Annotated in this window: 15 protein-coding genes and 2 pseudogenes; 8 read left to right on the top strand and 9 right to left on the bottom strand. The window is 63.7% G+C overall.

Features of this window, described 5'->3' with window-relative positions:
• Nucleotides 1-67: 67 nt before the first annotated feature.
• Nucleotides 68-1,195, bottom strand: a complete 1,128-nt coding sequence (locus XALGPE39_RS07620) for a pyridoxal phosphate-dependent aminotransferase (protein ID WP_045727662.1) — start codon at nt 1,193-1,195, stop codon at nt 68-70.
• Between the two features lie 374 nt (nt 1,196-1,569).
• On the opposite strand from XALGPE39_RS07620, the gene ligA reads away from it, so the two are divergent.
• The 5 genes from ligA (at nt 1,570) to gyrA (ending at nt 10,064) form a co-directional block, all read left to right on the top strand.
• Entirely contained in the window at nt 1,570-4,086 is a 2,517-nt protein-coding gene (ligA, locus tag XALGPE39_RS07615) for an NAD-dependent DNA ligase LigA (RefSeq protein ID WP_045727661.1), read from the top strand.
• On the top strand, nt 4,083-5,069 hold the full coding sequence (gene epmA / locus XALGPE39_RS07610; RefSeq protein ID WP_045727660.1) for an EF-P lysine aminoacylase EpmA: 987 nt from the start codon (nt 4,083-4,085) through the stop codon (nt 5,067-5,069). The genes ligA and epmA overlap by 4 nt, the downstream gene beginning before the upstream one ends.
• A gap of 186 nt (nt 5,070-5,255) precedes the next feature.
• Complete coding sequence (locus tag XALGPE39_RS07605) at nt 5,256-5,921, top strand: DUF3011 domain-containing protein (RefSeq protein WP_045727659.1); 666 nt, start codon at nt 5,256-5,258, stop codon at nt 5,919-5,921.
• 57 nt (nt 5,922-5,978) lie between these two features.
• Nucleotides 5,979-7,043, top strand: a complete 1,065-nt coding sequence (gene mtnA / locus XALGPE39_RS07600) for an S-methyl-5-thioribose-1-phosphate isomerase (RefSeq protein WP_045729054.1) — start codon at nt 5,979-5,981, stop codon at nt 7,041-7,043.
• A gap of 207 nt (nt 7,044-7,250) precedes the next feature.
• Nucleotides 7,251-10,064 (top strand): DNA gyrase subunit A, encoded by a 2,814-nt coding sequence (gene gyrA, locus XALGPE39_RS07595; protein ID WP_045727658.1) that lies wholly within the window; start codon nt 7,251-7,253, stop codon nt 10,062-10,064.
• A 136-nt stretch (nt 10,065-10,200) separates the two neighbouring features.
• Here the strand turns inward: gyrA and XALGPE39_RS07590 are convergent, their stop codons facing one another.
• Nucleotides 10,201-11,055: a hypothetical protein gene (locus XALGPE39_RS07590; RefSeq protein WP_045727657.1), complete on the bottom strand. Its 855-nt coding sequence runs from the start codon at nt 11,053-11,055 to the stop codon at nt 10,201-10,203.
• 145 nt (nt 11,056-11,200) lie between these two features.
• Between XALGPE39_RS07590 and XALGPE39_RS07585 the strand changes: the two genes are divergently transcribed.
• On the top strand, nt 11,201-11,596 hold the full coding sequence (locus XALGPE39_RS07585) for a hypothetical protein (RefSeq protein WP_200893866.1): 396 nt from the start codon (nt 11,201-11,203) through the stop codon (nt 11,594-11,596).
• 77 nt (nt 11,597-11,673) lie between these two features.
• On the opposite strand, the gene XALGPE39_RS07580 is transcribed toward XALGPE39_RS07585, so the two are convergent.
• The 4 genes and pseudogenes from XALGPE39_RS07580 to XALGPE39_RS07565 form a co-directional block, all read right to left on the bottom strand.
• Nucleotides 11,674-12,303: a TetR/AcrR family transcriptional regulator gene (locus tag XALGPE39_RS07580; protein ID WP_045727655.1), complete on the bottom strand. Its 630-nt coding sequence runs from the start codon at nt 12,301-12,303 to the stop codon at nt 11,674-11,676.
• Nucleotides 12,303-12,560: an acyl-CoA-binding protein gene (locus XALGPE39_RS07575; protein WP_045727654.1), complete on the bottom strand. Its 258-nt coding sequence runs from the start codon at nt 12,558-12,560 to the stop codon at nt 12,303-12,305. The genes XALGPE39_RS07580 and XALGPE39_RS07575 overlap by 1 nt, the downstream gene beginning before the upstream one ends.
• Nucleotides 12,561-12,685: 125 nt before the next feature.
• Nucleotides 12,686-13,510, bottom strand: a complete 825-nt coding sequence (locus tag XALGPE39_RS07570; protein WP_045727653.1) for a hypothetical protein — start codon at nt 13,508-13,510, stop codon at nt 12,686-12,688.
• A 156-nt stretch (nt 13,511-13,666) separates the two neighbouring features.
• Nucleotides 13,667-13,933 (bottom strand): annotated as a pseudogene (locus tag XALGPE39_RS07565) (urocanate hydratase); the annotation flags it as partial.
• A gap of 1 nt (nt 13,934) precedes the next feature.
• Here XALGPE39_RS07565 and XALGPE39_RS15595 point away from each other — a divergent pair.
• Together XALGPE39_RS15595 and XALGPE39_RS07560 are read left to right on the top strand one after the other, a co-directional pair.
• Nucleotides 13,935-14,307 (top strand): annotated as a pseudogene (locus XALGPE39_RS15595) (UTRA domain-containing protein); the annotation flags it as partial.
• Between the two features lie 132 nt (nt 14,308-14,439).
• Nucleotides 14,440-16,428, top strand: a complete 1,989-nt coding sequence (locus XALGPE39_RS07560; RefSeq protein ID WP_045727651.1) for an SDR family oxidoreductase — start codon at nt 14,440-14,442, stop codon at nt 16,426-16,428.
• A 37-nt stretch (nt 16,429-16,465) separates the two neighbouring features.
• On the opposite strand, the gene XALGPE39_RS07555 is transcribed toward XALGPE39_RS07560, so the two are convergent.
• From XALGPE39_RS07555 to XALGPE39_RS07545, 3 genes are all read right to left on the bottom strand, one after another.
• Nucleotides 16,466-17,473 (bottom strand): restriction endonuclease, encoded by a 1,008-nt coding sequence (locus tag XALGPE39_RS07555; protein ID WP_045727650.1) that lies wholly within the window; start codon nt 17,471-17,473, stop codon nt 16,466-16,468.
• Between the two features lie 189 nt (nt 17,474-17,662).
• Nucleotides 17,663-18,292: a phasin family protein gene (locus XALGPE39_RS07550; RefSeq protein WP_045727649.1), complete on the bottom strand. Its 630-nt coding sequence runs from the start codon at nt 18,290-18,292 to the stop codon at nt 17,663-17,665.
• 114 nt (nt 18,293-18,406) lie between these two features.
• Complete coding sequence (locus tag XALGPE39_RS07545; protein WP_045729053.1) at nt 18,407-19,678, bottom strand: patatin-like phospholipase family protein; 1,272 nt, start codon at nt 19,676-19,678, stop codon at nt 18,407-18,409.
• Nucleotides 19,679-19,762 lie beyond the last annotated feature (84 nt).

Genomic DNA, 19,762 nt, shown 5'->3' with positions numbered 1-19,762 from the left:
GGTCGCGACCGCGACATTGGACCGATCCGCCATTGCGGGCGAACACGATCTTGCCTGCCGTGCCGACTTACTTGCGTGCCTGCATGAACGCATCGCGGAAGCGCAGCATCTCCGCCTCGGTGCCGACGGTCACGCGCACTCGCGTCGGCCAGCTCGGCCAGGTGCGCCCCACGATCACCTCGTGCTTGGCCATCGCCGCCGCGAAAGCCTTGCCATCGTGCTTGACGTCGACCATGAAACAGTTGGCCTGCGACGGTAAACAGGTATAGCCCTTGCTCTTCAGCCAGGCGATGGTGGCGTCGCGGATGCGTGCGTTTTCGGCACGGCGTACCTGCACCAATTGCCCATCGCTCAAGCTGGTGATGCCCGCCGCCGCTGCGGTGATCGCCACCGGGTTTTGGCCGAAGCCGGCGAGCTTGCCCAGCAGCCCTGGTGAAGCGACCGCCAGGCCCAGGCGCAGGCCGGCCATACCGTAGATCTTGGAGAACGTCCGTAGCACCAGCAGATCCTGGCGCTGGTCGATCAGGTCGATCACCGATGGCTGTTCGCTGTAGTGGAGATAGGCTTCGTCGACCAATAGCACGCTGGAAGCGGGCTTGTTGTGCAGTAGCCATTCGATCTCGGCACGCGGGGTGATCGAGCCGGTCGGATTGTTGGGATTGCACAGGTAGATCAGCCCGGCGTTCGGATCGGCGCCGGCCATGGCCTTGACGTCGTGTGCGCCGTCGGCGCGTAGCGGCACCCGCCGCACCGGCGCACCTTGCGCAGCGGCGACATCGGCCACCGTCTCGAATGTCGGATCGGCCACCACCACGCTGGCGCGCGCGGAGGTGAACGCGCGTGCGGCGCGCGCCAGTGCTTCGCTGGATCCTGGATAGACCGCCACGTGGTCGCTGGGTAAATGTTCTTGGCCAGCGAATGCGGTGACCAGCGTGTCGGACAACTCCAGCAGGTAGCGGCCGGCGCGCGGCAGGATCGCTTGCACGGCCTCCAGTGCGGCAGGCGAGGGGCCGAGTGGGCATTCGTTGAAGTTCAGATACACCGTCCCGGTGGCCGGCGCTACGCTGGGTGTGGCCGCTGCGGCAGAGAGCTTGCGCCGAGCCGCCTCGGCTGTTGGGGCCAGGCCCACGGCACCGAGCGTCAGACCCGAGGTGGCCAGAGACAGAAACGAACGACGCGATACCGGTAAGGACACGGGATGCTCCAGGGGGAAGGGGGTAACGCCACCGCTCCATTCATCCTAGGGTAACCAGAGATGCAGGGATGAAGTCGAGTTCGCAGAACGGACATCGCTTCAGTCCTTGGTGCCCATCCCATTGCCAGCGGGCCTGCCTTGATTGAACCGGACTTCGGCGGTTTTACCTGCCGCGTGGATGCCCAATGCGGATCGGCTGCAACTGCGCGCACGCAACGCGCCATCCTGAACAAGGAGCGTCATGCTATCGATCAAGCACGGCAATCGGGTTTTTGCTGGCTCCGTGTCCGCTGTTTCGGTTTGCCGAACGTTCCGCCATGCCGACGCGCCCGCTACTATCGCCCCCTCTCTTGGTTATCCCGTTCCTGCCACGCATGACTGTCACACCCACTCCTCAGCAACGTGTCGCCGAACTGCGCAGTCAGCTGGAGGATGCCAATCACCGCTACTACGTCCTGGCCGATCCTGCCATTCCTGATGCCGAGTACGACGCGCTGATGCGCGAACTGGAGGCGCTGGAGGCCGCGCATCCGGCGTTGGCGCGCGAGGATTCACCGACCCGCAGCGTCGGTGCGCGGCCGGATAGCGGCTTTCCCGAAGTGCGCCATGCGATTCCGATGCTGTCGTTGGCCAATGCGTTCGAAACTGCCGGCGTGCCCGAGGATGCCGACGACCGCATCCGCTTTGCCGAAGTTGCCGACTTCGAGCGCCGCATCGAGCGCGAACTGGAGTTGGCCGCGCCGGTCTTCTCGGTCGAACCCAAGCTGGATGGCCTGGCGATCAGCCTGCGCTACGAGGATGGCGTGTTCGTACAGGGCGCCACGCGTGGTGACGGCAGCACCGGCGAGGACGTCACCGCGAACCTGCGTCAGGTGCGTTCGGTCCCGCTGAGGTTGCGCGAGCTTGGCATGCCGATGCCGGCGGTGCTGGAAGTGCGCGGAGAAATCTACATGCCGCGTGCCGCGTTCGCCGCGTGGAACGCACGCGCGTTGGAGCGCAACGAGAAACTGCTGGCCAACCCACGCAACGGCGCTGCCGGTTCGTTGCGCCAACTCGATCCAGCGGTGACCCGGCGTAGACCGCTGGCATTCTTCGCCTATTCGGTAGGCCAGGTGCGTGGCCTGGAACTGCCCGAAACCCATTCGCAGACCCTGCAGTTACTGCGCCGCTATGGTTTCCCGGTGGCGCCGCAAGCCGATACCGCGACCGGCTTCGATGGCCTGATTGCCTATTTCCGCCGCATCGGTGCGCTGCGCGATGGCTTGCCCTACGACATCGATGGGGTGGTTTACAAACTCGACGACTACGATCAGCAAGCGGCGATGGGTTTCGTCGCACGCGCGCCGCGCTGGGCGCTGGCGCACAAGTTTCCGGCGCAGGAGCAGTCCACCGTGCTGCGCGCGATCGAGGTGCAGATCGGCCGCACCGGTGCCGCCACTCCGGTGGCACGCTTGGAGCCGGTGCAGGTCGCCGGGGTCATCGTCACCAATGCGACCTTGCACAATGCCGACCAGATCGCGCGGCTGGACGTGCGTGTCGGTGACACGGTGATCGTGCGCCGCGCTGGCGATGTGATTCCCGAAGTGGTGCGGGTGATCGAAGCACGTCGCCCACCTGACACTTGCCCGTGGACGATGCCGGCGGCATGTCCGGTGTGTGGTTCGGAACTGGTCAAGGAAGACGATGCGGTGGCCTGGCGTTGCAGCGGTGGCTTGGCGTGCGCAGCACAGCGCAAGGAAGCGGTACGCCATTTCGCCTCGCGTCGTGCACTGGACATCGAAGGCCTGGGAGAACGTCAGGCCGATGCGCTGGTCGAATTCGACTTCGTGCAGTCGCTGGCCGATCTGTATGCGTTGCGCGTGGAAGATCTGGTGCGGATGAAGGCGGCGCTGGATGCGGCCAGCGCCGCCGATCTGCTGCAGGCGGTGGAGGAGAGTAAGGGAGCGCTGGTGCTCGATGCTGCCGGTCGCGCCGCGTTGGCGCAGCAGGCGCCGCGATGGCGGCATGCCGATTTCCTGCGCACGCACTTGACGGTGGACCTCGGTGGCAAATTGGCGACGAAGTGGGCGGAGAATCTGCTTGCCGGCATCGATGCCAGTCGCGCCACCACGCTGCCGCGTTTTCTGTTCGCACTGGGTATCCCGCATCTGGGCGAAACCACCGCCAAGGCGTTGGCCTACTGGCTGGGATCGCTGGCGTTCGTGCGCAGTACTCCGGCGGCGGTGTTGCAGGCGCTGCCGGATATCGGTGGCGAGGTTGCCCGTGCGATCGCCACGTTCTTCGAACAGCCCGGCAACGCCGCTGTAGTAGATGCCTTGATCGCAGCCGGGATTGGCTTTGCCGACGAAGGCCGTCCGCCCGCAGCACTGCGCGAACGCCTGGATCTGGCGCACCTGCTCGGCACACTGCCGGTGGATAAACTCGGCGATAAGAGCGCGCAGCGTTTGGCGGCCACGTATGGCACGTTGGATGCGTTGCTGCGCGCCAACGAAAGCGGCTGGACCGGCGCGGGACTATCGGCGGCGGGCGCGGCCAATCTGGCCGCCTATCTGGCCGATCCTGCGCAGCGGCAGGCATTGCTGGATGCGGAGGCCGCAATGCGACGCTTGCTCGATGCCGCGCCGCAACAATCGACGCGCCACTCAGGTCCACTGGACGGACAGACTGCCGTGCTGACCGGCAGCCTGACGCAACTCACCCGCGATGCGGCAAAAGCGCGGCTGGAAGCCCTGGGAGCCAAGGTCGCCGGCAGTGTGTCGAAGAAGACCAGCTTCGTCGTCGCCGGTAGCGAGGCCGGTTCCAAGCTGGACAAGGCGCAGGAACTGGGTGTGGCGGTCTGGGATGAGGTGCAACTGCTGGCGTTCCTGGCCGAACACGAGGAGCAGGGATGAATCCACTCGTGCCACCGGTCGCCGTCGGGACGCACGTCGACCTGACGGCGCTGCGGCTGCGCGCCGCGCTCAATGCCTGCATTCGCCGTTTCTTCGCCGCCCGCGACGTGCTTGAGCTGGAGACGCCGATTCTGTCGGTGGCCGGTAATACCGAACCGAATATCGAGAGTTTCCAGACAAGCTTCAGTGGCCATGTCGATGCCGGTGCAGCACTGCGCTGGTTGCGCACCTCGCCCGAGTATCCGCTAAAGCGCTTGCTGGCCGCCGGCGTTGGCGATTGCTACGAACTGGGCCGGGTATTTCGCAATGGCGAGGCGGGCGGTCGCCACAATCCCGAATTCACCATGCTGGAGTGGTACCGGGTCGGCTGGAACCATCTGCAACTGGTCGAGGAAACCGTGGCGCTGGTGCGCGAAGCGCTGGCCTTGGTCGCGCGCAGTGCGTCGTTGCAGGTGCTCAGCTATCGGCAGCTATTTCTGGAAACGCTGGGCCTGGATCCGTTCGTCGCGTCATTGGAAGCACTGCAACAGCCGTTGTGCGATATCCGCATCGAGGCGCAGGGCTTGAATCGCGACGACTGGCTGGATCTGTTGATGACCCATCGGTTGCAACCTGGATTCCCGTCTGATCGCATCACCGTGGTGCACGATTGGCCGGCCAGCCAGTGTGCCTTGGCGCGCGTGCGCGATGAGGTTCCGCCGGTCGCCGAGCGTTTCGAGCTCTACCTGGGCGGCTACGAACTAGCCAACGGCTATCATGAACTCAATGACGCCAGCGAGCAGCGCAGGCGCTTCCTACGCGACCACGCGGTGCGCCACGCGCGCGGCATGCCGCTGCCGCCGCTGGACGAGCGGTTGTTGCAGGCCTTGCCGGGCTTACCCGATTGTGCAGGTGTGGCGGTTGGTGTGGATCGTTTGTTGATGGCGATGTGCGGCACGACGCAGATCGGTGCGGTACTCGCTTACGATTTCGCCCATGCCTGAGCCGATGCTCATGGGCAATATCCGGATGCGATTGTGCTATCCATGTTGATGATGGTCTGATCGGGCCGGGCATGCGCTAGCATGTACACCGTGTTGTCTCCGATGTTCAGGATCCTAGGCAGAGGTGCGCAGCCAAGTATGAAATGGTCTTACGGGCTCGCGGGTGGCTGTTGGTTGGCATTGGCTATGAGCGTATCGCCCGTGGCGGCGCAGCAGAACGCCCCTGTCGATGCCTATGCCGACGCGGTGGTGCGCTGCGAATCGCGCGACATGCTCTGGACGCATTGCGCGATGCCCACCGCGCAGGGAGTGCAATTGGTGCGGCAACTTTCCGACAACGATTGCATCCGCGGCAGCGAGTGGGGAGTGGACGCCACCGGCGTGTGGGTGACGCAGAGCTGCCGCGCCGAATTTCTTTCCATTCCATCCGAACAACCGCACCACAGCGCCATGCGTCGTCTGCTGCATTGCGAGTCCAGCGGTCGGGTCGAGAGTTGCCCGGTGATGTTGCATGGGGCACCAGTGCGGCTGATGCGGCAACTCTCCTCCATGCCTTGCCAGAAAGAACGCAGTTGGGGCGTGGGGCGTAACGAGATCTGGGTTGCGCGCGGGTGCCGGGGCGAATTCGAGATCGGCGCCAGCGACGGTTCCGGTTTTCCACCGGGTGCGCGTGTGGTGTTATGTGAATCCAAGGGGCATGCGCACAGGCGTTGTGGGGCCAGCATCGAAGACTCGGCGCAGTTGCTTCGCCAACTTTCCGGTTCGCCCTGCGTGCAGGACGACAGTTGGGGGTGGGATCGCGATGGCATTTGGGTCGACAAGGGCTGTCGCGCGGAGTTCACTGTCAACTGAGCCTTGCCCGTGCGTGGATCCGGCAAGCAGGCAGGGCCAGACGGTTACAATGGTGCGATGAACGCCTCTCTCGCCATCGATTACGCACGCTACGACCATATCCGCCCGATTTTGTGGACGGGCGATGCGCTGGAACTGCTGGATCAGCGCAAATTGCCTTTTGCTGTGGAGCACGTGCGCTGTACTGACAGCGATCAGGTCGCCGAGGCGATCCATACGCTGGCGGTGCGTGGTGCGCCGGCGATCGGTATTGCTGCCGGCTGGGGAGCGGTGCTGGCAGCGCACGCGGTGCAGGCCGAGACTGGCGCCGAGGCGCTGCTCGCGCTTGAGCCTGCGTTGCAACGGCTCAATGCCGCGCGTCCAACAGCCGTGAACCTGGCTTGGGCGCTGGCACGCATGCGCAGGGTGCTAAGCACGGCCGGTGGCGATTGGCGCGGCGTACTCGCGCGCCAAGCGCAGGCCATCGCCGAGGAAGACCTTGCCGCCAACCGCAAGATGGGGGCGCTCGGCGCCGGACTGATCGCGTCCGGTAGCGGGGTGCTGACCCATTGCAATACCGGTTCGCTGGCGACTGCCGGCTTCGGCACTGCCCTGGGTGTCATCCGCGCTGGCGTCGCCCAGCAGCGGATCGCCAAGGTATTCGCCGGTGAAACCCGGCCGTGGTTGCAGGGCGCGCGCTTGACAGTGTGGGAGCTGCAGCAGGATGGAATTCATGCGACGCTGATCGCCGATTCCGCCGCCTCGCACCTGATGAAGACGGGGGCGGTGCAATGGGTGATCGTTGGCGCCGATCGCATCTGCGCCAATGGCGATACCGCCAACAAGATCGGCACCTATCAGCTCGCCATTGCCGCCCGCCATCACGGCGTCAAGTTCATGGTGGTGGCGCCATCGTCGACGGTGGACATGGACACCGCCGACGGCGCACAGATCGACATCGAGCAGCGCGACCCGGGGGAGTTGTTCGGTGTCGGCGGCGTGCGCACCGTGGCCGATGGCATCGCCGCCTGGAACCCTGTGTTCGACGTGACCCCGGCGGCCTTGATCGATGCCATCGTCACCGAGCGCGGGGTGATCGAGCGCCCGGACCATGCGCGTATGCGTGCGGCCTTCGGCGGCTGAACTCGGCAGGGCGTCCCCCCTCCAGGCGCGCCGGCAAGCACGTGCAAGTGCTTGTTCGCGCCGACAAAACCGGGCACCGGCACGCCCGCCGTGATAGAATTCGGCGGTTAGATCGACCGCTGCGTGTCCTCGGCGTTCGGCACCGGCAGCTCTGCTTGCCGCAGGCCGGAGGCATGGTTGATCCGCCACCAGACTTTCGGAATCAGAATGGCAGAATCGGCCAAGGAAATCATCCAGGTCAACCTGGAAGACGAGATGCGCAAGAGCTACCTCGATTACGCCATGAGCGTGATCGTGGGGCGTGCGCTCCCGGATGCGCGCGATGGCCTCAAGCCGGTGCATCGCCGCGTGTTGTTCGCAATGAACGAGCTGGGCGCGCACAGCAACAAGCCCTATTACAAGTCGGCGCGTATCGTCGGCGACGTCATCGGTAAATACCATCCGCACGGCGACCAGTCGGTGTACGACACCCTGGTGCGCATGGCGCAGCCATTCTCGCTGCGCTACATGCTGGTGGACGGGCAGGGCAACTTCGGTTCGGTCGATGGCGATTCCGCTGCGGCGATGCGTTACACCGAAGCTCGGATGTCGCGGCTCACCCACGAGTTGATTGCCGATATCGACAAGGAAACCGTCGATTTCCAGCCTAACTACGACGAGAAAGAGCAGGAGCCGTCGGTCATGCCGACGCGCTTTCCGAACCTGTTGGTCAACGGCTCGGCGGGTATCGCCGTGGGCATGGCGACCAACATTCCGCCGCATAATCTGAGCGAGTCGATCAACGCCTGCATCGCGCTGATCGATAACCCGCAGATCGATGTCGATGGATTGATGGAATACATTCCCGGCCCGGATTTCCCCACGGCCGGCATCGTCAATGGCACCGCCGGCATCATCGCCGGCTACCGCACCGGTCGTGGCCGCGTGCGCATGCGCGCCAGGGCCGAGATCGAAATCCAGGACAATGGCCGCGAGGCGATTGTCGTCACCGAAATCCCTTACCAGGTCAACAAGGCGCGGTTGATCGAGAAGATCGCCGAACTGGTCAAGGAAAAGAAGCTGGAGGGCATCAGCGAATTGCGCGATGAGTCCGATAAGGACGGCATGCGCATTTACATCGAAGTCAAGCGTGGCGAAGCCGCCGACGTGGTGCTGAATAATCTGTACCAGCAGACCCAGATGGAGTCGGTGTTCGGCATCAACATGGTGGCGCTGGTCGATGGCCGTCCGCAGTTGCTCAATCTCAAGCAGATGCTGGAGGCGTTCGTCCGTCACCGCCGCGAGGTGGTCACCCGCCGCACCATCTTCGAACTGCGCAAGGCGCGCGCGCGCGCGCATATCCTCGAAGGCCTGACCGTTGCGTTGGCCAACATCGACGAGATGATCGAGCTGATCAAGACCTCGGCGAACCCGACCGAAGCACGCGAACGCATGCTGGCCAAAACCTGGCAACCGGGTCTGGTCGGTGCCTTGCTGAGCGCGGCCGGGGCGGAGGCATCGCGCCCGGACGATCTGCCCAGCGGGGTCGGCTTGGGCGCTGGCGGCTATCAACTGACCGAAGTGCAGGCCACGCAGATCCTGGAAATGCGTCTGCACCGCCTCACTGGCCTGGAGCAGGAGCGGCTCACCGAAGAGTACAAGCAGTTGTTGGAGGCGATTTCCGGACTGATCCGGATTCTCGAAAACCCAGACGTGCTGTTGCAGGTGATTCGCGAGGAGCTGGTCAGCATCCGCGAGGAGTACGGCGACGTGCGTCGCACCGAGATCCGCCACAGCGAGGAGGATCTGGACATCCTCGACCTGATCGCGCCGGAAGACGTGGTGGTCACCCTGTCGCATGCCGGTTACGCCAAGCGCCAGCCGGTCAGTGCCTACCGGGCACAACGTCGCGGTGGACGTGGCCGCAGCGCGGCGGCGACCAAAGAAGAGGATTTCATCGATCATCTATGGCTGGTCAACACCCACGATACGCTGTTGACCTTCACCAGTAGCGGCAAGGTGTTCTGGTTGCCGGTGTACCAGTTGCCCGAGGCCGGCCCCAATGCGCGTGGCCGTCCGGTTATCAATTGGATCCCGCTGGAGCCGGGCGAGCGAGTGCAGGCGGTCCTACCGGTACGTGAATACGCCGACGGCCACTATGTGTTCTTCGCCACCCGCAAGGGAATGGTCAAGAAGACCCCGCTGAGCGAGTTTGCCTACCAACTCAAGCGCGGCAAGGTCGCGATCAACCTGGACGAGGGCGATGCCCTGGTCGACGTGGCGCTGACCGATGGCGAGCGCGATGTGCTGCTGTTCGCCTCCAATGGCAAGACCGTGCGTTTCTCCGAGCGCCCCAAGGACGAGGAGAGCGACGAGGCGGTTGTCGATGAGATCGCGGTAGACGATGCCTCGGCCGCTGACGACGATGCTATGGGAGAGGATGGCGAGGAGACACGCGGTGCACGGCGCAAGAGCCGTGGCGGGGTCAAGCCGACCGGCCGTAGCAGCCGCGGTGTGCGTGGTATCCGCCTGGCCAAGAGCGAGTATGTGGTCAGCCTGATCGTGACCGATCCGGCCGAAGACCAGGACGAGGATGCCGACGATGCCGATCTGGTGCAGGAAGCCGAAGCCGATGCGCAGACGCGCACTGCCGACGAGGCAGACGCCTATATCCTCACCGCGACCGAAAATGGCTATGGCAAGCGCACTCCGTTGGGCGAGTATCCACGCAAGGGCCGTGGTACCCAGGGCGTGATCGGTATCCAGACCAGCGAGCGCAACGGCAAGCTGGTCGGTGCAGTTTTGCTGAGCGCTAAGGACGAGGTGTTACTGATCTCCGACGGCGGCACCCTGGTGCGCACCCGTGCCTCGGAAATCTCGCGTGTCGGTCGCAATACCCAGGGGGTGACCCTGATTCGCCTGTCCAAGGGCGAAAAGCTGCAGGCCGTGGAGCGCCTGGACGGTTCGCTGGTTGAAGAGGAATCGCTGTCCGGCGAAGACAGCGTGACCGACACCGCCAGCATCGCCTCGCCGCAGGACTGATCGCCGCGTCCATGGGACGTCTCGTAAAAGACATGACGATGCCGGCATTACGCCGGCATCGTTGTTTTGGACAGATGACTGCTTAGAGTTGGCAGGGATGCGATTGCGTATCGCCAGCGTGCGCGTTGCGGCGCGATTACTCCAACTGGTCGCGCGCGAATGCCGCGTCCAACGCCTCCATCGCGTCGCGCGGGGTGAGCGTGGCGGCTTTTTCGAATGCCTGCGCTGCCTCGTCCTCGCGTTTGTCGCCGTGCAACAGCAACAGCACGTTGGCATGTTCGATATGCGCGATCGGTGCCTCCGGGGTTAATTTCAGCGCTTGCCGGATATGCTGCTCGGCACTGGCGGCCTTGGCGCCGTAGGTGAGCCCGCCGATCATCGCGCCAACCTTGCCGATGATTTCGGCGTGGTACACGCTCAGCGCCATGTGCGCCTCGGCATGCTTGGGCTGCAGTTCCAGCGCGGTTTCCAGCGATTTGCGCACCTTGCCGGCGATCCCCTGTTTAATCGCCTTGGCGATGCTCAGTTCCTGGCTGTAGCGGCCTAGCGCAAAGGCATGGCGATAGTGGCTGTTGGCTTCCTCCGGCAGTGCGGCGATGGCCGCCTCGGCCAGGGTGGCGGCCTGTTGCAGACGTTGTAGTTTGTCTTTGCCGTCGGCGACCAGATAGCTGGTGTGGATGCCCAATGCCTTGATCGCCACCGATGCGCCCAGCACACCCAGCGTCTGTCCGGCCGTGTAGGCACGTTCGAACTGACCATGGTGGAAAGCGCGCCATGCCTCGATCAGCGCCGCCGACAAAGTCTGCGCATCGTGGCCTTTCCCCGCTTTGCCGACGGCATTGAGCAGCGCCTGCGCACGTGCCAGATCTGGATAGGGTTCGCGGTCGCCGGCATGCAGCGTGGGCCAGGCCTTTTTCAACGCTTCGCCGGGATAGGCATAGGCCTTGGCGTCGTGCGGAAATGACACCCATGCGCTTGGGGGTGTGGCCATGTGTGGCATTCCTGTGATCTGTGCCGAGCATGGCCTGGTCATCGTCGGCTGGCAAGGGATAGTGTGTTTACTCAAGCCGCTCTCGCCAGCATGCGCATCACGTTGCTGTGTTGGCATCGGGAGATCTGCGATGGTGATGAAGAAGATGAATAAGCGTTCGTCTATTCCCGAGTCGGGCCTGCCGGCCCGGCGATATTTATGGCTGGCCAGTCTGGGCCTGGTGTCGCTGACCCATCGGCGCGCGTTGGCGGCTGCCAGCGGTGCCGTGGATAGTGCGACCAGCCTGAAAGCGCGCCTGGCCCAGTGGAGCGATGGCGCTGAACATAGCGTGCGCGAGGGCGCGGCGGCGTTGCGCGGTCAGGTGCAGCCGTTGAGTGCCGAAGTCCAAGCGCGCTTGCAGCCGGTGTTGGTCAAGCTGGGCTTGCAATCGGCACCGCGCGCCAGACCGCGCAAGCGAGCGGCAGCGGCCAAGTCGACCGCCAGGAAAACGGCGAGGAAGGCCGCCGCCACGCCGCCGCGGACCCGTCAGGCACGGGCCTGAGGGGCCGCGCGCAGGCATGCAGCGGGCTCACGCCTGGTCGCATGATGCGCAGTTGCGCTGGTGCGTCGACGCCGCGCTCAGTCCACCAGATAGGCGTCGGTCAATGCGGCCAGATGCGCGCGTTCGGCCTCGCGCAGGAATGGGCTGATCAAGCGCATCACCTGCACGATGCCATGGCGAATCGCCAGTTGCTCGTTCTTCTCGCCGTGCGCGGCGGCGTAGTTGAGCCAGAAGGTTGCCACCACCAGCACGTTGGTGGCGATGCCGTGTCGTTCTTGTGCCGTGGCGTGCATCGCACCGGTCTGGGCTAGCCCTTGCAATGCGGCTTGTGTGCTGTCGTCGGCACGCTGCAGGATGCGCGAGAAGCGTAGACGCAAGCGTCGGCTGCGGCTAAGGATTTCGATCAGGTCGCGGTACAGGAAGCGGTAGTCCCAGATGCATTCGAACACCAGATGCAGCTGCAGCCAAAAGTCTTCCAGTCCCGGCACTCGCGCGCCCGGTAGTACCATCGCCGCGTCCATGCGCTCCTCGTAGCGCGTGAACAGGTGTTCGATGATGTCGTCCTTGTTGCGGAAGTGGTAATACAGATTGCCAGGGCTGATTTCCAGCTCGTCGGCGATATGATTGGTGGTGACGTGCGGCTCGCCCTGCGCGTTGAACATCGCCAGGGCGGTATCGAGAATGCGTCGTCGGGTGTCGCGCGCCATCAGGCAAGCAGCTTCTTCACCAAATCCACGTATTTCTTTTGTGCTTCTGTCTGGGGCATGCCCTTGAGCTTGGCTCGCGCCTCGTATTTGGCAGTGCCCACGAAATCGAAGAAACCAGGTTTCTTACCGCTCACATCACCTTCCGCACCCTGTTTATATAGCGCGTACAGTCGCAATAAGGTGTCGTTGTCTGGGCGCTCTTCGCGTTGTTTGATGTCACGGGCGGCTTTTTCGAACGCCGCTTTGATATCCGCCATTAGATGTCGCTCCGTGCTGACCGGCAGGCATCACAGCATGGGTGAAAGGTCGGGTCAACGCAAACTGTGGCATGGACGAGGTCTATCCCTTGTTCCTGCAGGTTGCTGCACAGCGGCTGTATGCGTTACATCATCGGCAGTGCATCGGCACGCATGGCATCGGCACGCATGAGTGTGGCGTCGGGTTCCTGTGCGGTCTGCGCCTGTCGCGCCAATGAGGCCTTGGCTGCGATGGAGCGGATCGCATCGGTCACTTCGGCCAGTGGAACTTGATTGCTCAGGCGTTGGAAGGTGTCGCGGCTGTTGTAGCCAGATCCGTCGCGCAGATAGTGCTCGTACATTTCCAGCAGTTCGATGCAGGCCGCGGTTAGGGTCTCCATGTTGTTCCTTGCCAGAGCATGGCCGACCTGGTCGAGGTTATGCAGGCAATCGGAGAGCCAGTGCAGGTCGTAGCGTGCGCTGTTGGGTTCCGGTCCGTTGTTGCCACGGCTGTAGGCGCTGTAACGGCGAATACTGCGGGCCACGCGGGCCACGTGCGCCAATAGGGTGCCGACCTCGTCGGCGATGTCGATCTGGGCCAGCGCGATGCTGGATTTGGGTGTGTATGCTTCGGAATGTGACTGGGATTGTGAATGCGAATGTGACTGGGCGGGCGAGGATGACGCGGTGCCGGCTGGTTGCTGCTCCGTGTCGGGCGTTGCTTCCGACTCCATCGGCGGAGCTGCTTGCATGAGTTCGTATTCGTGGCGCAGGGTCTCCAGCTCCTGCATCTGTGCGGTGGCCTGGGCCTTCAGTTGCGTCACCGCCGCCTGATAGCGCCCAATGATCTCCTGGGCGCTGGCATCGCGCCGATACGCCTGCCCAAGCCGCTGGAACAGGCCGTGCGCGAACGCGGTTGCCACGGCCGCCCATAGCGCGATTGCAGGAGTCAGATAGATCAGGATGCCCATACAGGCTCCTTGAAATGTTGGAGCTCTTGTCGGCACGCTGGCCGTAATCTTGAGGGGGCAACAGGCAAGCAGGGAAGGCTGTTCCATTTTCCGGCTGGATGACGCGGTGGGGGCCGTTGCGTGCTGGGCCCGCAGGTGTGGTCTGCGGGCGGGCGGTCAGCGCAGGATGCCTGGCAAATCCAACTGTTTTTCTTTAGCGCAGTCGATCGCGACGGCATAGCCGGCATCGGCATGTCGCATCACCCCGATGGCCGGGTCGTTCCACAGCACGCGGGCGATGCGCTTGGCGGCGGCTTGGCTACCGTCGCAGACGATGACCATGCCGGCATGCTGCGAAAAGCCCATGCCGACGCCACCGCCATGGTGCAGCGAGACCCAGGTCGCGCCGCTGGAGGTGTTGAGTAGGGCGTTGAGCAACGGCCAACAGGAGCAGGAGGTCGCCACGGGAGGGACTTTACTGGCCCTGCATTGCCTGCATTTCGCCGATGGTCGCCCATTCGCGTTGGAAGAGCGGGTGATCAACCCGGTGGCGGTACCGGAAGCCTTGCACATGGATTTTGCGATCACCGTGCCCGGCAGTTGTGTTGCAACATGTCTCCTGGACGCGCGCCGAACACCGCATCAGTGCGGTCGGCGTCGACGCCGCTTAGGCCGCGCGGTTGCAGGTAGCGGCAGGCACGGCCTGTCTGTCGATCGATCGCCGCACCTGGCGGGGTGAGCTGCCGGTGACCTTCGTGCGTCAGCTGTTCCTCGGCGACAGCTACGATCTGGTCGCGCTGTTCTCGCCCGGGGAGCGTAGAAGCGCTGCCGCGGTGGCATCGGCTCCAGCACCATACTCCAGCGTGCATTTGTCCTGCTCGCCGCTCTCTGGCAAGTTAGCACCGAGGGCGGGCGAAGGGCCATGGCCACGCAACGAGGGATAGCTGGGCATGACGTATTTCGTGACAGGTGCTACTGGCTTTATCGGCCGCTATCTGATGACCAATCTGTTGCGCCGCAAAGGCATCGTGCATGTTCTGTTGCGCAAAGAATCCCAGCGCAAGTTCGATGCGCTGGTGCGTGAGCACGGCTGGGACCCCAAGCGCCTGGTGGTGTTGCACGGCGATGTGGGGAGCGCGTCTTGCGGATTGGATGCCGCGCAGTGCAAGGCGCTCAATGGCAAGGTCAAGCACTTCTTCCACTTGGCCGCGTTGTACGATTTTACCGCCAAGGCTCAGGCGCAACGCGTCGCCAACCTCGAAGGCACCCGCAATGCGTTGGAGCTGGCTGCGCAGATCGGCGCTGGCGTATTCCACCACACCAGTTCGATTGCGGTAGCCGGGTTGTACCCGGGTGTTTTTCGCGAGGACATGTTTGAAGAAGCCGAAGGGCTGGATGATCCCTACCTACGTACCAAGCACGACGCCGAGGCGCTGGTGCGTGCCGAGACCCGGATCAAGTGGCGCATCTACCGTCCGGCGATGGTGGTCGGCGATTCGCGCAGCGGCGCCATGGACAAGATCGATGGGCCGTATTACTTCTTCCCGCTCATCAAGAAGCTGCGTCAGCTATTGCCGTCGTGGGCGCCGATGCTGGGCATCGAAGGCGGGCGGATCAATCTGGTGCCGGTGGATTTTGTCGCCAATGCAATGGACCACATCGCGCATAAACCCAAGCTCGATGGTCGCGCGTTCCATCTGACCGATCCGGAACCGCGGCGCATTGGCGAGGTGCTCAACTTGTTTTGCCGCGCTGGTCATGCGCCGGAGATGAGCTTGCGCGTGGATACGCGGATGTTTGCCTTCGTACCTGCCAATATTCGCGAGGCCATCGGTGGCTTGCCGCCAATCCAGCGTTTCACCGGCATGCTGCTGCGGGATTTCCGCATCCCGCGCGAAGTGCTGAAGTTCATCAGCTATCCAACCCGCTTCGATAGCCGCGAGACTGAGCGCGCACTCAAGGACAGCGGCATTACCTTGCCACGGCTTGAAGACTACGCCTGGCGTCTGTGGGATTACTGGGAACGGCAACTGGATCCGGACCTGTTCGTCGACCGCTCGCTCAAGGGCAAAGTGCGCGGCAAAGTTGTGTTGATCACCGGAGGCTCATCTGGGATTGGCCTGGCCACCGCACAGCGTGTCGCCGAGGCCGGTGCCATCACTATCATCGTTGCGCGTGGCGAACAGGAACTGCATGCCGCACGCGATGCGATGAACGCCAAGGGCGGCAAGGTGTTCGCTTATACCGCCGACTTGTCGGATATGCACGAGTGCGATCAGTTGCTCAAGACCGTGCTCGATGCGCATGGCCGTGTCGATGTGTTGATCAACAACGCGGGGCGCTCGATCCGCCGCTCGATCGAACTCAGTTACGAGCGCTTCCACGATTTCGAGCGGACCATGCAATTGAACTATTTCGGCAGTCTGCGCTTGATCATGGGCGTGCTGCCGGGTATGACCACGCGGCGCAAGGGCCACATCATCAACGTCAGTTCGATTGGCGTGTTGGCCAATTCGCCGCGCTTCTCCGCGTATGTCGCCTCCAAGGCAGCGCTGGATGCTTGGAGCCGCTGTGCGCAGGGCGAATTGTCGAGTAAGGGCATCAGCTTCACCACGGTCAATATGCCGCTGGTGAAAACACCCATGATCGCTCCGACCAAGATGTACGACAACGTGCCGACGTTGAGCGTCGAGGAGGCCGCCGACTTGATGGTCAAGGCAATCATCGAGCGTCCCAGTCGCGTGGCAACGCGCTTGGGTATCTTCGCCGCGCTGGTCAACGCGCTGGCGCCGAAAGCCTACGAGGTGGTGATGAACACCGCCTTCGAACTCTTCCCGGATTCGGCCGCCGCCAAGGGCGACCGCAAGGCACTGCGCGAGGCCAAGCCGAGTCAGGAGCAGATCGCGTTCGCCGCGCTGATGCGCGGGGTGCATTGGTGAGGAAAGCTCTGGTTCTGGCCGTGTTGGTGAGCCACTCTTAAAACGTTTGACACTGCCGCCAGCGTACCGGCTCAGCGTGGCCGGGACGTGGGTTGAGTTGGATGCGAACGGTCCGCAGTGAGGAATAGCGCTCCACCTCGTTGCAGATGCGCGGCCACACTTGGTCGTCTTCGCCGCTGCGGTCGATCACCAGCGTGATCGGTGTCTGCCAGATACCGCGGATCACCCCAGGGGTGCGTGCCAGGACTTTGGAGATCGAGTGACGTTGATTCTGCTCGCTCGCCGGGTCCGCTGGCGCAATATCTGCACGACTGTCCGCCTGTCCATCCGCGGCGTGGTCGTGAATAGACGGGGCTGAGTCAGCGCCGAGGATTGTCGCGCTGTGGATTGCCACAGGTGTTTGCGCGATTGCTACCTGCGCCGTGCCTGTGGTGGGCTCGGCCACGCCGACGTGTTGTAGCAGACCGCCGATGCCAAGTAAAAGTGCGAGGGTGAGCGCGGCCAGCGCCGCGATAGTGATATGCCGTTGTGCGCGTCGACGGCTGGCACCGATGACCTCGTCTTCCAGTTCGCTCGGCAGATATGGCTTGAGCATCGGCCAGATGCGGCGACCATCGAGGATCTCCACCGACTGTTTTTCGGCAGCGGCGATGCCGTCGCGTTCCACCTTGCCTTCGGTGATCAGGATGCTACCCCGAGCGCCCATCAGCCGTGCCGTCGTACCTAATTCGTTGACTGCGCTTGAGCCGATCCGGTATGCGCGGCCATGTTTGCAAGACAGTAGCCAGCGCTCGCCGCCGCGTACCATCACGAAATCGCTTTTCGGTTCCAGGGAGGTGTCTGTTTCCAGGGTCGGGTCGTGGAGGTCGCGCTGCTCGCGCATCGCGCGCCGCACCATGCGGGAAAAATCACGCCAATGCAGGCCCACCAAGGCATTCAACCCAGCGGCAGTCTCGTTCTCGCGACGCCTCACCAGCCAGAGGTAAAGGCTACTGGCGAGCCATGCCGTCACTGCCAATCCTGTTGCCGCAATCCAGGAGGACATGCTTACACCCGTGTATACAATTCGAGACACGAGTGTATCGTTGGCGTGTCAAGGTCCCGCCAAGGCCGCTGCCGCAGCAGCCAGGCGGCCGACTAGGAACGGCACGCGAATGCGGAAACCGCCAAGGGCGGTGGGCGAAGGATCTTCTGCCGGACTGACTGAGCGGCAGCGACAGTCAGGGCAACGCCGTTATTCCTTCGGTGTCCTGCTAGCTTGGCGGCTGGCGCGCTTGGTGGGGGCATCCTTGGTTGCTGCGGACTTCGCCGGCCGTCGCGCTGGTGTCGCAGGTTTGCCCGCACTTGTGCGTGTCGCCGAGGTTTTGGATGGCTGCTTCGCCGCCGTGGATGTCTTGCCTGCTGGTCGCGCGCTCCGCCCCCTGCCACCGAGATGGCGTAGTTCGGCATTCAACGTGTCCACGCGCTCGATCAGGGCGCCGAGGTCTTCGCGACTCGGCACTTCCAGACGGCGCAACGCGCGTTGCACCCGGTCTTCGAACACTTTCTCCAGCCGGTCCCAGGTATCGGCTGCACGCTCGCGGGCCTGACCGACCCGGTTTTCGACCGCATCGCGTACCGCATCGACGCTACCGCCGGCCAGCTTGCGGGTGTTCTCTTCCAGGCTCAGCCCTTCTTTGACCAGGGTCTCGAACAGCTTGCCACCTTCGGCCTGGGCGCGACCGAACGCACCGACACCAGCGAGCCAGACTTGCTGTGCCGATTCGCCCAGGCGCTTGGACAGTTTCTCGGCTTGTGTCTGCAGGCTGTCGTCAGTGACAGTGGAACTGCGCTGCTTACGCGCGGATTTCTTCAAAGTAGCCATGACGATACGCTTCCTTCGGCAGATGGGTGGCTGAGTTGGAGACTTAAATTTACGACGTCCACTAGAGTAATCACACAATCCTGTCGCTGTAGCAGCGCTTGGCCGGCGGTGGGGTTACTTGTGATCCAGCGGTTGCTGCCTGGCACGGCTGTTGGCACGGTGACGTGCGACCACCTGATCCACATCGTCGAGTGCACGTCGCAGCCGTGCGGTGGTTTCGGTCATGCGTCGCGGCTGCACGTCAACGCCATCGAGGAAGGTCCGGTGGCGGTCGTTGAGGATCGCATGGCGCAGCACGATGCCGTGCGCGGCCAGCATCGGCTCCAGCGTTTGTGCGTTGCGACGTAAATCGGACAGTGTGTTGCGGTAGGCAAGTTGGCATACGCGATGGCGTGCGGAATAGCTGAATAAATTGGTGAAGAACAGTTCGCTGTTGTCGGCATTGGGCTCGAACACCATCTGATCGATCTGCGGATATTGCCGTGCGTACTTCTCCAGCCCGACCTGCATGCGCGACTGCAGCAGCGTGCGGAAGGTCTGCGACAGCACCGCTGGAAGACCGCCGGCCAGTAGCCGTGCTCGGTCGATGTGGCCGTTGCGCCGTGGTGCGTGGGTGGCGTCGTAGGGCACCAGCGGATTGATCCCGATCATCAGGTCGATGCCGCGTTCCAGCAGGGTGGAGGCGTGCATCGTGCGCCGCAGCGCGCCGTCTACGTAGTGGTGCCCGTCGATTTCCACCGGCGGATATAGCCCGGGCAGCGCCGCACTGGCCTGCACCGCGAGCGAGATCGGCACCTGATCCAGTCCGCGTTCGCCGAAGCGCACGGTACGGCCGCTGTCCAGGTCCACCGCGACCACGAACAGATCCGTGTCCAGTGCGCGGAAGTCGTTGCTGCGGCCACGGCGGCTGAACACGTCCTGCAGGAAGCGCTCCACGCCGGCATTGTCAAACAGCCCACTTGGGACCAGACCGCCGAAGCGGCTGATCAGATCCGACCAGCGGGTCTTGTGCGGCTCGGTCAGCAGGTCGTGCCACCAATCGTAGGCCAGCCTTGGCAGGTTGGCGGCACGGCGCAGGTATTCGTAGACGTTGGGGCGCAGGAAATCCTCGGGCCGGAAATGCGCATCGTCGCTGTTGCCGGTGACGAAGATCCGACAGATTTCGGCGCTGCTCACCCGGTTGGCCAAGCCGGCAGTCAGGAACGCGCCGGAACTGACACCCACGTAGCAATCCAGACGGGTCAGGTCCAGCCCGTCCATTGCCTCGTCCAGCGCCCGCAACGCCCCCAGGCCATACATGCCGCCGATCGGGCCACCGCCGGCGATGGCCAGGCCGATGCGGCCGTGGGAACGGGGACGTGGCGAGGCGCTGTGGAGGGAAAGCATGCGCGGTCCGCAGGAGGCAGTGGTGCGAGTGTAGCCGAGCGCCACTGCTTGCGGTCGTCGCGGGCTGCGACGATCATCGGCAGT

It is taken from the genome of Xanthomonas sp. GPE 39 (assembly GCF_000963005.1).
GTDB lineage: Bacteria > Pseudomonadota > Gammaproteobacteria > Xanthomonadales > Xanthomonadaceae > Xanthomonas_A.
Note: the sequence above shows the minus strand (reverse complement) of the source record. Positions and strands in the feature narration are given on the sequence as shown.